This window comes from Georgenia sp. SUBG003, from assembly GCF_000715355.2.
GTDB lineage: Bacteria > Actinomycetota > Actinomycetes > Actinomycetales > Actinomycetaceae > Georgenia.
This window is the reverse complement of the sequence record NZ_CP180204.1, coordinates 21,503-35,014: the sequence shown is the minus strand read 5'-3', so window position 1 is coordinate 35,014 and position 13,512 is coordinate 21,503. Positions and strand designations below refer to the sequence as shown.

The window sequence follows — 13,512 nt, the reverse complement described above, 5'->3', positions numbered from 1 at the left end:
TCAGGCTCCTACTCTCTGGCTCGGTCCGACGGACTCGTCGGAGGCGGCGAGGATCTGCTCGCGGTTGGTCGTGGCGGGGTCCAGCTCGGCGACGACGCGCCCGCGGGACATGACGAGGATGCGGGTGGAGGCGTGGAGCACCTCGCCCACCTCCGAGGTGGCGAACAGGACACCGATACCGGCGGCGGCCTGGTCTGCCATCAGCTTGAAGATGTCGGCCTTGGCGCCGACGTCGATACCGCGGGTCGGCTCGTCCAGGAGCAGGAGGTCGGGGGTGGTCATGAGGGCCCGTCCGATGACGACCTTCTGCTGGTTGCCGCCGGACAACGACCCGATGGGGGCGGCGGGTCCGGAGGTCTTCACCCGGACGTCGCGGACGACGTCGTCGACGGCGCGGCGCTCGAGGCGGCTGTTGAGGAACGGCCCGCGCAGGTAGCCCTTCAGCGCGGACAGGGAGAGGTTGCCTCCCACGGACATCGACTGGACGAGGCCGTCGCGCTGACGGTCCTCGGGGACGAGGATGACCCCGCCGTCGATGCGGCCGGCGACGCTCCGGCCGGTGATGTCGCGGCCTCGGTGACGGATGGTGCCGCCCATGGGCCTGTTGCGCCCGGCGAGGGTCTCGAGCAGCTCAGTCCGTCCGGCACCCATCAGTCCGTAGATGCCGACGACCTCGCCGCGCCTGACGGTCAGCGAGAGGTCGCGGACCGCGATCCGGTCGGGACTGCTCGGGTCGGCGACGATGAGGTCCTGCACCTCGAGGACGGGCTCCCCGGGTTCGGAGAGGATCGGCGCGTACAGGTCTCCCTCCTCGCGGCCGACCATCTGGGTGACGATCCAGCCGAGGTCGACGCTCTTCATCGGCGCGCGGGCGACGACGGAGCCGTCCCGCAGGACGACGGCCTCGTCGCCGATCTCCAGGCACTCGTCGAGGTGGTGGGAGATGTAGACGATGGACACGCCGGCGGCGGTGAGCTCGCGGATGAGCCGGAAGAGGACCGCGACCTCGTTGGCCGAGAGCGCGGAGGTGGGCTCGTCCATGATGAGGATCCGCGCGTCCTCGACCAGCGCCCGGGCGATCTCGACGACCTGCTGCTGCCCGAGACGGAGGTCTCCCACGAGGGTCCTGGGGTTGATGGGCTCCTCGAGACGCTGGAGCAGCTGCTGGGCGAGCCTGCGCTGGCCGGACTGGTCGACCAGCACGCCGCGGCGGGTGCGTTCACGACCGATGAAGATGTTGTCCGCCACCGAGAGGTTCGGGCAGAGGTTGAGCTCCTGGTGGATGATCGCCACACCTCGGGCGACCGCGTCCGTCGGGGAGCCGAAGTGCACCTCCTCGCCGTGGAGCCGGAGGTGGCCCGAGGTGGGGCGCTCCACCCCCGACATGATCTTCATGAGCGTGGACTTGCCGGCGCCGTTCTCGCCGAAGAGCACCGTGACCTTCCCGCGGCGGACCTCGAAGTCCACCCCTCTCAGGGCGTGGGTCGCGCCGTAGGCCTTGGTGATGCTCTCGGCGCTCATGATGACGTCGGACCCGCTCGTCGCCGGGCGCCCGTCGGACTCACTCATTGCCGGTTCCGATCTCGACAGGGGTGATCGTCACGTGCGCCGGATCGTCGTAGGTGAACGCGCCGACGACGGTGATCTGCTTGCCGAGCAGCGAGGCGAAGTCGGTCTTGGACAGCACCGACTCCTTGACCTGGTTGTTCAGCTCGGTGGCGATGTTCGAGAACTCGATCTGGTTCCGCGCCTGGTCGAAGGTGATGAAGCCGACCGAGTCGCGGATCGCGGTCCCGGTGACGACCGGGCCGGTCTGCACGCCCACCGTGGCGTCGGACCCGAGGTCGGGCACCTCGAGCCCGGCCTCGCCGAACTCACCCTCGACGACCGTGCCGGTCACCTTCACCGGGTAGCTGTAGGGCGAGGACCCGTTCCGGTTGCCGAGCTCCTCCCCCGTCCCGTCGGGGTCGGCCTCGATCCTGGGCAGCAGCTCCGTGAGCTCGACGGCGTTGTCCTCGATGTAGGGCACCACCTCGGGCTCGTAGACCTCCGCGGCGAACGCGGCGGGGTCGAGCACCTCGTCACCGCCGGCCACCGGCTCCTCGCCCGGCCTGACGAACGTCGTTCCGGCGATCATCGCGCCGACCAGCAGCACCCAGAAGACCGTCAGCAGCACGGGTTTGCGCCGCCACAGCGGGGTGGGGGTCTCGGTGGTGACCGAGTCGTTGCTCATGCGTGTTCCTCTCCGTCGTGCCCGGCAGTGCGCACAGCCCGCCCGCTCGACCGGTCGACCGCCTCGCGCCACTGCGCGCGGGCCTCCTCCCGGCTCGCGGTGGAGAGCCCGGGTTCGTAGACGGTGTAGGTCGTCGGGGTGCCTTCGGGGTGGGAGTCGGAGCCGTCCGCGTGCATCGCGAGCCTGGCGACACCGACGGCGGAGAGCTCGGCGGTCGCGGCCACGTGGACGGGCCTGCCGATCAGGTCCGCCTGGACCTGCATGACGAAGGGGTTGACGCTCGCCCCGCCGTCGGCGCGCAGCAGGTCCACCGGATCCCCGCCGCGCTCGATCTCCTCGACGATGTCGGCGATCTGGTGCGCCGTGCTCTCCACCGTCGCGCGGGCCACGTGCGCCGCGGTGGTGTCCCGACGCACGCCGCTCACCAGGCCGACGGCCGACCGGTCCCAGTGAGGTGCGGCCAGCCCGCTGAAGGCCGGAACGACCTGCACCCCGCCGTTGTCCCGCGCGGTCTCGGCGAGCGCGCTGAGTGCGGGACCGGCGGGACGGAGGCCCAGGATCGCCCCGAAGGTCTCCAGTGCCGCACCGGTGGCGAGGATGTTGCCCTCCCGTGCGTACAACGGGCCGTCGGTGAGCCACGCGAGGGTGGTGTCGACGCGCGTCCCGTCGGCGGGCGCGGACTCGGACGTGGGCACCATGACCGAGGAGCCCGTTCCGTACGTGACCTTTCCCAGCCCCGGGCGGTCGCACGCCTGCCCGTAGAGCGCGGCGTGGGAGTCCCCGAGCACCGCGGCGATCGGAACACCCGCGGGGACGGCACTGCCGGGCGCCGTCGTCCCGAAGTCCCCGTCCGAGTGTTCCACCTCCGGCAGAGTCTCCATCGGGACGCCGAAGAGCTCGCACAGCTCCGCGTCCCACGCGAGGTCGTGGATGTTGTACAGCAGCGTCCGCGAGGCGTTGCTCGCGTCGCACCGCACGGTCGCGCCGCCGGTCAGGCGCGCGACCAGGAACGCGTCGAGAGTCCCGACGACGACGTCGCCGGGGCGGTGGCCGTTCGAGACGACGAGGTCGTGGAGCCACGCCATCTTGGTGGCGGAGTACATCGGGTCCAGGTGCAGCCCGGTGCGGCCGGCGACCAGAGCGGCGGTCTGCGGCGTCGCGATGTGCGCGCACCGCTCCGCCGTGCGCCCGTCCTGCCACCCGATCACCGGGCCGAGCACCTCGCCGGTGGACCGGCTCCACGCGACGACGGACTCGCGCTGGTTGGAGATGGCGAGCGCTGCGGGTGCGACGTCGGGCAGCTTGGCGAGGCACTCCGCCACGGCGGCCTGGGTCGCCGCCCAGATCTGCTCGCCGTCCTGCTCGAAGTGCGAGGGCGCAGGGTTCCTCAGCCCGACGGCCGCGCTGCCGGAGGCAAGCACGCGACCGGAGGCGTCGACAAGCAGCGCCTTGCTGTTGGTCGTGCCCTCGTCGATCGCGAGGTAGGCGGACGTCGTCATCTCTTCCTTTGCATCTTCATTCAACACTGAATGCGATACCGGAAGTGTGCACGCACGGATAGGCTCTGTCAACGAGTTCGACGCACCGGCCGGGTCAGAAACACCCGGACGAGACCGACCGGAAGGAGGGCGGTCCCTGCGATGAAGAAGCGCGGGATCCTCAACGACTCGCTTGCGGGCGCGGTCGCGTCGCTCGGGCACACCGACCTCGTCGTGGTCGGAGACTGCGGACTGCCCCGGCCACCGTCGGTCCCGGTGGTAGACCTCGCGGTCACCTTCGGCGTACCGAGCTTCGCCCAGGTGCTCGGTGCCCTCGCCGGGGAGCTGGAGGTCGAGGTCGCGGCGCTCGCCGAGGAGACCCGTGCGCGGAACCGGGCGGCGCAGGACCTCGTCGAGCGCCACTTCGGGGAGCCCGCCTGGACGACGCACGAGGAGCTGAAGTCGATGTCCCACCGAGCCCGGCTGTTCGTGCGCACGGGCGAGGCGACGCCCTACGCCAACGTGATCCTGCGCTGCGGCGTCCCGTTCTGAGTCAGCGGCCGGCCGCGCCGGCGCGCGCCACGGCGGCCTCGACGGTCCGCGTGAACATCGTGAACGGCTCGGCCTCGATCTTCCTCCGCGCGCCCGTGCCGACCCTCCTCCACGTGCCGACCGCCCGGCCGTCGGCCACCACGGTCGGCCGGAAGATGCCGTTCCCGCCCGGGACGATCCGGTCGGCGTGCTCGGGCGGCAACGTGGCCGACCGGTCCCGGTAGCCCAGGATCATCTCGTCGAAGGCGGGCAGCAGGTGCACCCCGCGGGCAGCGCGGCGGTGCTCGGCGAGCAGGTCCGGCGTGGCGGGGTCCATGAGGTGCTCGACGCCGTCGACCTCGACGCTCTCGAGGTGCGGCCTGGCGAGCCCCAGACCGGCCCGGGCGTCGGCGACCGTGAGCTTGGTCCACCAGGCGAAGTCCTTGAGCGTCGCGGGACCGTGCCCGCGGAAGTACCGCAGAACCCACTCCCCCCAGGGCCTCCTCGCGCTCGAGGCGGCGTGGCGCCGGGACCCACTCGTCCAGCAGGACGATGCGCTGCTCACCGTCCGCCGTCGGGCCGAGGCAGAGGAACCCCCGCTGGGCCAGGTTCCACAGCAGGTGGTAGCCACGCTGCCTGACGCCGAGGAGGCCCGCCTCGTCCCAGAGCGTCATCAGTTCCGTCCGGCCGAGGGACCGGCCACCGCTCAGCGCCGAGACCGCGACGGCGAGGGCTTGGTCGAGCATCACCTCGTCGATGCCCAGCTGGGCACGGCGCCGGGCGGCGCCCGCGAGAAGCCGGTCGGTGGTCAGGCTCAGCATCCAGGGCAGGTCCTCGGCCACGACGAGGTGGAGGGTGCCGCGCATGGGCCAGGACCGGACCACCTCGCCCCGGTCCAGGGAGCCGACGACGCCGTCGTCGTCCGCCGGGTCGGTGCGGAGCGTGACGGCCGCGAGGGCGGCCGGAAGGTCCTGAGCCTGGAGCGCGCACAGGTGACGGACGGTCTCGGTCGCGGCGGCGGGCCTGGGCCCGACGACCCGCTGGGCGACGAGCCGCAGCAGCGCGACCTCGGTCCGGGACAGCATGGTGCCGATCGTTCCACCGACCGGCCGGCTCGGCGAAGCGTCCGGGGTGCTGGCAGGGTTGTGCGCATGGACCTCCGCATCTTCACCGAGCCCCAGCAGGGCGCCTCCTACGACGACCAGCTCGCCATGGCCCAGCGGGCCGAGGAGCTCGGCTTCGACGCCTTCTTCCGCTCGGACCACTACCTGCGCATGGGCGACGGCGACCCGCTGCCCGGCCCCACGGACGCCTGGACCACGCTGGCCGGTCTCGCCCGCGAGACCTCCCGGATCCGGCTCGGGACCCTCGTTTCCTCGGCGACGTTCCGCCACCCCGGCGTCCTCGCCGTGCAGGTGGCACAGGTGGACCAGATGTCCGGCGGCCGCGTCGAGCTCGGTCTGGGTACCGGCTGGTTCGCCGAGGAGCACGCCATGCTCGGCGTCCCGTTCCCGGAGAAGCGGTTCGGGATGCTCGAGGAGCAGCTCGAGATCCTCACCGGCCTGTGGTCCACGCCGGTCGGCGAGCGCTACAGCTTCGACGGCGCGCACTACCAGCTCGCCCACAACCCGGCCCTGCCCAAGCCCGCGCAGTCACCGGTCCCCGTCATCGTCGGCGGCAACGGCCCCCGCCGCACCCCGCGCCTGGCCGCCCGTTTCGCCTCGGAGTACAACCAGTCGTTCCCGGAGAAGGAGGCGATCGCGCCGCAGATCGCCCGCGTGCGCGCCGCCTGCGAGGAGGCCGGCCGCGATCCGGGGTCGATCACCTACTCCATCGCGTTCGTCGCCTGCGTCGGCTCCGACGAGGCCGAGGTGCAGCGCCGGGCCGACGCGATCGGCCGCGAGCCCGCGGAGCTGCGCGAGCACGGCCTCGCCGGCAGCCCCGCGGAGGTCCTCGACGGCATCGCCGCCCTCGCCGAGATCGGCGTGACCCGCGTGTACCTGCAGTGCCTCGACATCACCGACCTCGAGCACCTGGACCTCATCGCCTCGGAGGTCATGGCGAAGCTCGGGTAGGTGATCGGCGTCCGGCCCGGACGCCCGGCCCGGACGCCGGTCCGGACGTCCGGTCCGGCGTCCGGGGCTGCGGTCCCGAAGTGGTGAGAACGAAGTCCCGGTAGCGGCGGTGCGCCCGGAGTAGCGTCGGCGACATGGGCGCCGTCGCCGTGCGGGACGTGGTCAAGCGGTTCGGGTCGACCGTCGCGCTCGACGGTCTGGACCTCGACGTGGCCGAGGGGGAGGTGCACGGCCTGCTCGGCCCGAACGGTGCCGGCAAGTCGACCACCATCCGCATCCTCCTCGGGCTGCTGCGCGCCGACTCGGGCTCGGCCCGGCTGCTCGGCGGCGACCCCTGGACGCAGCGCCCGAGCTGCACCGGCGCCTGGCCTACGTGCCGGGCGACGTGGCGCTGTGGCCGAACCTCACCGGCGGCGAGGTCATCGACCTGCTCGGCCGGCTGCGCGGCGGCCTGGACCGGGCTCGGCGCGACGCGCTGGTCGAGCGCTTCGAGCTCGACCCGACCAAGCGGGGCTCCGCCTACTCCAAGGGCAACCGGCAGAAGGTGGCGCTCGTGGCCGCGCTGGCGTCCGACGTCGAGCTGCTGCTGCTCGACGAGCCCACCGCCGGCCTCGACCCGCTCATGGAGGCCGAGTTCCGCCAGGTGGTCGACGAGCGCCGCGGCAGGTGCACCGTGCTGCTGAGCAGCCACATCCTCTCCGAGGTGGAGCACCTGTGCGACCGCGTCAGCATCGTGCGCTCCGGCCGGGTGGTGGAGAGCGGCACGCTGACCCAGCTGCGTCACCTCACGCGCACCCAGGTCGTCGCCGACCTGCCCGGCCCCGTCCCGGACGAGCTCGTTCGGCTCCCGGGCGTGCACGACGCCGTCGTCGACGGTCACCGGCTCGCGTGCCAGGTCGACGACGCCGCGCTGGCCGGGCTGGTCGCCCGGCTCGGCGCCCTCGGGGTGCTCACCCTCTCGTCCAGCCCGCCGACGCTGGAGGAGCTGTTCCTGCGCCACTACCAGGACGCACCCGCGCGGCGGGACGCGGTGGCGCGATGAGGCACCGGGAACCCCGATGAACGGCCTCGGCACCCTGCTGCGCCTCGGCGCCCGGCGCAACCGCCTGTACCTGGCCGTATGGCTGCTCGGGCTGTTCGTCGTCGTGCCCGCGACGGCCGCCGCGTACGAGCAGGTGATCCCGGACCCGGCGCAGGCCGGCCTGGTCATCGAGGGGCTGTCCAGGAACCCGACGATGCGCGCGATGCTCGGCCCGCCGTTCTCGCTGGTGGAACCGGGCGGGTTCACGGTGTGGCGCGTGGGCACCTTCGTCGCCACCGTCGCCGGGCTGATGGCGATCCTCGCGACGATCCGGCTGACCCGCGGCGACGAGGAGGCGGGCCGCACGGAGCTGGTCCGCTCCGGCGTCGTGGGCCGTCACGTCCCCCTGGCCGCGGCGGTCCTGCTCGGGCTGGCGGCGTGCGCACTGCTCGGGGTGCTGGTCGCGGTGGGCATGGTCGGCGTCGGGACCGACGCGGCGGGGTCGGTCGCGTTCGGGCTGGGGATGGCGCTGACCGCGGCGGTGTTCGTGGGTGTCGGCGCGCTCAGCGCGCAGCTGACGAGCTCGGCGCGCGCCGCACGGGGGATCGCACTGGCCGTGCTCGGTGCGGCCTACCTGCTTCGCGCGCTGGCCGACGGCGTGGCGAGCGACAGCCCGCTGCGGGCGCTGCAGTGGGTCTCGCCGGTCGAGTGGATGGCACTCGCCCGGCCGTACGCCGGGGAGCGTTGGTGGGTCCTCCTCCTGCCCGCCGCGCTCACCGCCGTGCTCGTGGCGTCGGCGGCGTGGCTGGAGGCGCACCGCGACCACGGCTCCGGCCCCTGGCCGGCGAGGCCCGGGCGGGGCCGGGCGGGGGCGCTGCTGTCCTCCCCCGCGGGGCTGGCGTGGCGGCTGCAGCGCGGCACCGTCCTCGGCTGGACGGTGGGGCTGGTGGTGTTCTCGGTGGCCATCGGGTCCCTGACCACGAGCTTCTCCTCGATGTTCCGGGACGTGCCGCGGCTGGAGCTGGTCCTGCGCCGCATGGGGGCCGGCGCCGAGCAGCTCACCCAGGGGTTCTACGTGGCGATGCTCAGCATCGTGGTGCTGGTGGTCGCGGCGCTCGGCCTGCAGCTGCTGGGCCGGCTGCACCAGGAGGAGACCGCCGGCCACGCGGAGGTGCTGCTCTCCGCCGCCGTGCGGCGCACCGGGTTCGCGGGCTCGCACCTGCTGCTCGCGGTCGTGGTTCCCACCGTGCTGCTGCTGGTGGGCGGGGCCCTGATGGCGCTGCCGCAGGCGGTCTCGGACAGCGACCTCGGCGTGGTGGGCGACGTCGTCGCGGGAGCCGCGGCCCTGCTCCCGGGAGTCTGGCTGGTGGTCGGTCTCGGGATGCTGCTGCTCGGCCTGGCACCGCACCTCGGTTGGCTGGCCTGGCTGGTGGTCGGCTGGTCGCTGGTCGTCACGTGGATCGGCGCGTTGCTGAGTCTGCCTGACTGGCTCCTCGAGCTGACACCCTTCGCGCAGCTTCCGCAACTACCCGTCGAGGCGATGCGCTGGACCCCGGTCCTGGTCACCACGGTCATCGCCGCCGGCCTCGTGGTGCTCGGTCTGGCGCGCTACCGACGGCGCGACCTGGACGTCTGACCCGGCCTGCTGCCCTGGCCGACCGGTGACCACGAGCACGGCGGCGTCCGGGCCGACCGGCTCACGGCGTGAGCTGTGCGGTGAGGTCGCTCCACCTGGCGACCAGGACGGTGGCGTCGTCCTGAAGGACCCCCTGCTGGTGGTCCATGACCCGGTGGACCAGGCGCCGCACCATCTCCGGCGGCGGGTGACCGGCGCCGGTCTCTCGTTCGAGGAAGCCCTCCAGCCGGTCGGCTCCGAAGAACGAGCCGTCCTCTCCGCGGGCCTCCGTGATTCCGTCCGTGTAGAGCACCAGCCAGTCGTCCGGCTCGAGGACCTCCTCCGCCACCGCGAGGTCCCGCGTGGGCAGCCCGAAGATGGGGCGCCTGCCCTTGTCGAGCATCTTCACCACCTTCCCGCGGCGGACCACCAGCGGGTAGGGGTGGCCGGCGCTGATGTAGCGGAGCCGCCCCGTCGCCAGGTCGAGCTCGGCGAGCACCGAGGTGACCAGGCGGCCGGTCTGCACGTCGGTGCCGATCACGTCGTCGACCGCCATGGCCTGGTCGAAGAGAGATCTGCCGTCGCGGCGCGCCGCCCGGTACGCGGACAGAGCCGTGGCCGTGATCAGTCCTGAGTCGAGGGAGTGCCCGGTGGCGTCGAAGATCGCCAGGTGCGCTGTCGTCTCGGACAGGGCGTAGTCGAAGGCGTCACCGCCGACCGTGTAGCAGGGCTCGATCATGCCCGTGACCGTGACCTTGTCCGTGCCCGCCGTCGTGGGCGGGAGCAACTGCCACACGAGCTCCGCGGCCGCGTTCCGCGACTGCTGACGCCGGACCTGGTCCAGGCCGTCGCCGTACTGGGTCGTGACCGTGACGAGGTGCCCCAGCAGCGCCGCCAACCACGTCAGGTGCGAGCGGAAAGCCGGGTCGTCGGCGTCCTGCGGATCGCCCAGGACGACCTCCAGCGCGCCCAGCCGCTCGACGCCGTCCAGGAGCGGCACCCACAGCCTCGCCTCGCCGTCGGTCCTCGCGGAGAAGGTCTCGAGGGTCCGGAACGCCCGGCCGGCCAGGGAGGTGTCGACGCCGAGCGCTTCCCGCGACCCGGTGAAGGGGCCGGGCACCGGGTGCAGCCTGCGTTGCTCGTAGTCCACCAGATAGGTCACGACCTGGACGCCCAGCGCCTCGCCGGCCATGGCGGTGACTGTCGTGAGCCGCTCCGGCGGCGCCAGGTGCATGCCGGCCAGGGCCGAGACGAGTGCGCCCAGGGGGCCGCTCTGCGGGGTCGGCTGCCGCACCTTCCTGCTGTACGGCACCCTCTCCGGCGGTGCCTGCTCGTCCAGAAGCTCGTTGAAGGCGGCGGCGAGGACGTCCCGGTCCAGGGCCGGGAGCGAGCCCAGACCTGCGACGTAGGCCTCCACCTCGACCGGTCCGGCCGTCCCGCCGAGCTGGAAGTACCGCATCCAGAGGGCCTCGACCGCCGTCCCCGACCGGGCCAGCAGCCGCTGCAGCGTCTGCAGCTGCTCGTCACCGCCCTGCGCGCTCATGACGTCCCTCTGGTCACCGACGCCGGCGCGGCGTCGACCGGACGATGGCCTCGGCCGCCTCGTGCACGCTCACGCGCCTGTCCTGCGCCGAGGCGATCAGCATGACGAACGCGTCCTCCTCGCCGACCCGCTCACGGTCCATCAGGATGCCCTTGGCCAGGGAGACGACGTCCCGCTGGCGCACCATGGCCCGAAGGTCGTCCGAGACCTCCCGTGCCCGCTCGGCGCCCCGTGCCTCGCCGACGAGCGTCGCGGCCTGAGCGGCGAACATCTGCATCACGTACTCGCTGCCCGGCCCGAAGTTCTCCGGCTCCGCCGAGTAGACCTTGATGGCGCCCAGACCGGTGTCACCGGCGACGAGGGCGGTGCTCACGCAGGACGTCAGGCCCGTGCCGGCCACCGCGGCGGTCCACCGCGGCCACCGGTCCTCCAGGGCGACGTCGTCCATCCGGACCGTGCTGTGCTGCTCCCACGCCGTCAGGCACGGCCCCTCTCCCAGGTCGTACTGCAAGGCGTCGGCGCGCTCCACCACCACGTCCGTGGCCGCGGCCGTCGCGCGCCTGCCGCGCGCGTCCATCAGCGAGATCCCTGCCCCAGCGGTGCCGGGGAGCACCTCCGCGGCGAGCGAGGTGACCAGCTCCATGGCTGTGCGCAAGGTGTGGACCGTGGGCAGGAGCCCAGACATGCGGGCGAAAACCGCGGCAAGCTCGTTCGCGAGCGGCAGCTGGCCGGTCAGGTGAGTGTCCACCTCAGAGCCACCGCACCTTGCGGACGACGGACCTCGCCGTGGTCGTGCACCTGTCGGCAGTGCCGTGCGCCCCGGCGCCACGCCGTCCGGCTGCCCGGTCACGCGACCCCCGGCCCGGGCGGTCGGCGAACGGGTCTGGGTGAGACATCTGTGGACCTCTTCCGCTTACATCGACGAGCGGCGACTGACCCGAGGGACAACCCGGAGGTAGAGCACCAAGGCTCCTTCCAGGGTAGCCGCGGACCCCGCCCCCCGCCTCTGGCGCGGAGGCCCTGGGTCGCCGTCCGGAGCGTGCGGGCGTGGCATCCTCGGCACGGGAGAACCGCACGTCAGGCGCCCTGGCACCGACCGACCGCGGTCACGGTCACTCCGGCCGGCGCTTCTGCGGCATCGGGGTCTCTCCGCGCGCGAGCATCCCGACGTACTTCTCGATCCGCCGCGCCCGGGTCTCGGGCCGCCTGGCGTCGAGCACCTGGTGGACGACGGCGTTCCGGTTCGAGCGGGTGAGCACCTCGAACATCGCGTGCGCGCGGGGCTCGGCCGCGAGCGCGTCGAGGAGGTCGGGCGGCGGCGCCACGTCGTGGACCCCGCCCGCGGGCCGCTCCCACCGCCCGTCGGCCTGCGCGGCCCTGACCGCCGCCCGGCCGGCCTCCGTCATCCGGCCTTCCTGCTCGAGGCGGCCGACACGTGCGATGTTGCTCTCGGACCACGGGCTCCGGGGCCGTCGCGGAGTCATCCGCTGCGAGTAGGTGTCGTCGTCCCTCCGCCGCGCCTGCCCGTCGATCCAGCCGAAGCAGAGCGCCTCGAGGACGGCCGGCTCGTAGGTCAGCGCCGTCGTCGTCCCGTTCTTCTTTCCGACGACGAGCCAGACGCCGTCGCTGGAGGCGTGGTTCTCCTGCAGCCAGGCGCGCCAGGCGGCGGCGTCGGGCAGGAGCAACTCGTCCTCTGCCATCCGCACTCCCCACGAGACGTCGGTTCATCGATGCTCAGAGATCATGACGTCTGGCGGAGAAGATGACATCTCGCGGGGGCGGGAGGGGGTGTCCGGCATGATGCTCGCCATGGACGACGACGCCCCGCCCGTGCGCCTCGGGTTCTCCACCGGCTACTGGTCGGCCGGGCCGCCAGCGGGCGCGGCGGAGGCGGTCGCCGCCGCGGACGGCCTGGGGCTCGACTCCGTGTGGACCGCCGAGGCGTACGGCTCGGACGCGCTGACCCCGCTGGCCTGGTGGGGCGCGAGCACCCGTCGGGTCCGGCTCGGCACGGCGGTGGCGCAGATGTCGGCCCGCACCCCCACGGCGACGGCGATGGCCGCCATGACCCTCGACCACCTCTCCGGCGGACGGTTCGTCCTCGGCCTGGGCGCCTCGGGGCCGCAGGTGGTCGAGGCTGGTACGGCCAGCCCTATCCTCGCCCGCTCGAACGGACGCGCGAGTACGTCGACATCGTCCGCCAGGTGCTGCGCCGCGAGGAGCCCGTCCGGCTCGACGGCGCCCACTACCAGCTGCCCCTGCGCGGCGGCACCGGGCAGGGCAAGGCGCTGCGACCGACGATCCACCCGCTGCGCGCCGACCTCCCGATCCACCTCGCGGCGCAGGGGCCGAGGAACACCGCCCTGGCCGCGGAGATCGCCGACGGGTGGCTGCCGTTCCTGTTCTCCCCCCCGCCTGTCCGGCACCTACGCCGAGCACCTCACGGCCGGGTTCGCCCGCCGGCCGCCGGAGCGTTCGCCGTCGTCCGCGTTCGAGGTCTCGGCCGCGGTTCCGGTGTCGCTCGGAGGGGACGTCGAGGAGGCCGCCGACGCCCTGCGCCCGCACTTCGCCCTCTACATCGGCGGGATGGGCTCGGAGTCGACGAACTTCCACCGTGAGGCCGTCGAACGTCTGGGGTACGAGGCGGCGTGCGCGGAGATCGCGCGGCGCTGGTCCGACGGCGACCGGCGGGGCGCCGCGGCCGCCGTCCCCACGGAGCTCGTGCTCGACGTCGCCCTCGCCGGCAACCCGGTGCAGCTGCGTGACCAGCTCGCCGCGTGGGAGGCCAGCGTCGTCACCACGCTCATCATCCAGACCGACCCGCGGATCCTGCCCGCCGTCGTCAGGGCGCTCCGGGACTGAGGCCTCCTCGCCGTCGCCGCGGGCCGCGACGCCGGCGAGCAAGCTGCGCCCGCGCCCCGTCCACACAGGACTGCCTGCCCTGCCGGACCGGTGCGGGACCATCCGCACTGGACCGGACGTCCGGGGCACGGCACGATCGGGGCACGACGAAGGA

The 13,512-nt window shown here is 73.2% G+C and carries 10 protein-coding genes and 3 pseudogenes; 5 read left to right on the top strand and 8 right to left on the bottom strand.

Going from position 1 to position 13,512, the window contains the following annotated elements; genetic code table 11:
• Genes DA06_RS00175 through DA06_RS00165 form a run of 3 tightly spaced genes read right to left on the bottom strand, consistent with a single transcriptional unit; the run spans nt 1 to nt 3,732 of the window.
• On the bottom strand, nt 1–1,569 hold the full coding sequence (locus DA06_RS00175; protein ID WP_043496417.1) for a sugar ABC transporter ATP-binding protein: 1,569 nt from the start codon (nt 1,567–1,569) through the stop codon (nt 1–3).
• Nucleotides 1,562–2,233: a DUF2291 domain-containing protein gene (locus DA06_RS00170; RefSeq protein ID WP_052436164.1), complete on the bottom strand. Its 672-nt coding sequence runs from the start codon at nt 2,231–2,233 to the stop codon at nt 1,562–1,564. The genes DA06_RS00175 and DA06_RS00170 overlap by 8 nt, the downstream gene beginning before the upstream one ends.
• Nucleotides 2,230–3,732 (bottom strand): FGGY family carbohydrate kinase, encoded by a 1,503-nt coding sequence (locus DA06_RS00165; protein ID WP_052436163.1) that lies wholly within the window; start codon nt 3,730–3,732, stop codon nt 2,230–2,232. Before DA06_RS00165 ends, DA06_RS00170 begins: the two co-directional genes overlap by 4 nt.
• Before the next feature lie 141 nt (nt 3,733–3,873).
• Here DA06_RS00165 and rbsD point away from each other — a divergent pair, with 141 nt between their 5' ends.
• Nucleotides 3,874–4,263, top strand: a complete 390-nt coding sequence (gene rbsD / locus DA06_RS00160) for a D-ribose pyranase (RefSeq protein WP_043496416.1) — start codon at nt 3,874–3,876, stop codon at nt 4,261–4,263.
• 1 nt (nt 4,264) lies between these two features.
• Here the strand turns inward: rbsD and DA06_RS00155 are convergent, their stop codons facing one another.
• Complete coding sequence (locus tag DA06_RS00155) at nt 4,265–4,873, bottom strand: DNA glycosylase AlkZ-like family protein (RefSeq protein WP_418606664.1); 609 nt, start codon at nt 4,871–4,873, stop codon at nt 4,265–4,267.
• A 22-nt stretch (nt 4,874–4,895) separates the two neighbouring features.
• Nucleotides 4,896–5,327 (bottom strand): annotated as a pseudogene (locus tag DA06_RS00150) (DNA glycosylase AlkZ-like family protein); the annotation flags it as partial.
• Nucleotides 5,328–5,393: 66 nt separating this feature from the next.
• Between DA06_RS00150 and DA06_RS00145 the strand changes: the two are divergent.
• The 3 genes and pseudogenes from DA06_RS00145 (at nt 5,394) to DA06_RS00135 (ending at nt 8,974) form a co-directional block, all read left to right on the top strand.
• A complete protein-coding gene (locus DA06_RS00145) occupies nt 5,394–6,317 on the top strand; it encodes an LLM class F420-dependent oxidoreductase (protein ID WP_043496413.1) in 924 nt (307 codons plus the stop codon).
• A gap of 134 nt (nt 6,318–6,451) precedes the next feature.
• Nucleotides 6,452–7,359 (top strand): annotated as a pseudogene (locus tag DA06_RS00140) (ATP-binding cassette domain-containing protein).
• A gap of 16 nt (nt 7,360–7,375) precedes the next feature.
• A complete protein-coding gene (locus DA06_RS00135; RefSeq protein WP_043496411.1) occupies nt 7,376–8,974 on the top strand; it encodes an ABC transporter permease in 1,599 nt (532 codons plus the stop codon).
• Between the two features lie 61 nt (nt 8,975–9,035).
• On the opposite strand, the gene DA06_RS00130 is transcribed toward DA06_RS00135, so the two are convergent.
• From DA06_RS00130 to DA06_RS00120, 3 genes are all read right to left on the bottom strand, one after another.
• Complete coding sequence (locus DA06_RS00130; RefSeq protein WP_052436162.1) at nt 9,036–10,496, bottom strand: PP2C family protein-serine/threonine phosphatase; 1,461 nt, start codon at nt 10,494–10,496, stop codon at nt 9,036–9,038.
• Nucleotides 10,497–10,509: 13 nt separating this feature from the next.
• Entirely contained in the window at nt 10,510–11,244 is a 735-nt protein-coding gene (locus tag DA06_RS00125) for a GAF and ANTAR domain-containing protein (protein ID WP_052436161.1), read from the bottom strand.
• A gap of 364 nt (nt 11,245–11,608) precedes the next feature.
• Nucleotides 11,609–12,196, bottom strand: coding sequence for a YdeI/OmpD-associated family protein (locus tag DA06_RS00120; protein ID WP_043496408.1), 588 nt, complete (start codon nt 12,194–12,196; stop codon nt 11,609–11,611).
• Between the two features lie 43 nt (nt 12,197–12,239).
• Here DA06_RS00120 and DA06_RS00115 point away from each other — a divergent pair.
• A pseudogene (locus DA06_RS00115) lies at nt 12,240–13,358 on the top strand (LLM class F420-dependent oxidoreductase).
• Nucleotides 13,359–13,512 lie beyond the last annotated feature (154 nt).

Coding starts and splice junctions, on each gene's coding strand:
- DA06_RS00145 (WP_043496413.1), top strand. CDS start 5,394: ATGGACCTCCGCATCTTCACCGAGCCCCAGCAGGGCGCCTCCTACGAC.
- DA06_RS00175 (WP_043496417.1), bottom strand. CDS start 1,569: ATGAGTGAGTCCGACGGGCGCCCGGCGACGAGCGGGTCCGACGTCATC.
- DA06_RS00120 (WP_043496408.1), bottom strand. CDS start 12,196: ATGGCAGAGGACGAGTTGCTCCTGCCCGACGCCGCCGCCTGGCGCGCC.
- DA06_RS00135 (WP_043496411.1), top strand. CDS start 7,376: ATGAACGGCCTCGGCACCCTGCTGCGCCTCGGCGCCCGGCGCAACCGC.
- DA06_RS00130 (WP_052436162.1), bottom strand. CDS start 10,496: ATGAGCGCGCAGGGCGGTGACGAGCAGCTGCAGACGCTGCAGCGGCTG.
- DA06_RS00170 (WP_052436164.1), bottom strand. CDS start 2,233: ATGAGCAACGACTCGGTCACCACCGAGACCCCCACCCCGCTGTGGCGG.
- rbsD (WP_043496416.1), top strand. CDS start 3,874: ATGAAGAAGCGCGGGATCCTCAACGACTCGCTTGCGGGCGCGGTCGCG.
- DA06_RS00165 (WP_052436163.1), bottom strand. CDS start 3,732: ATGACGACGTCCGCCTACCTCGCGATCGACGAGGGCACGACCAACAGC.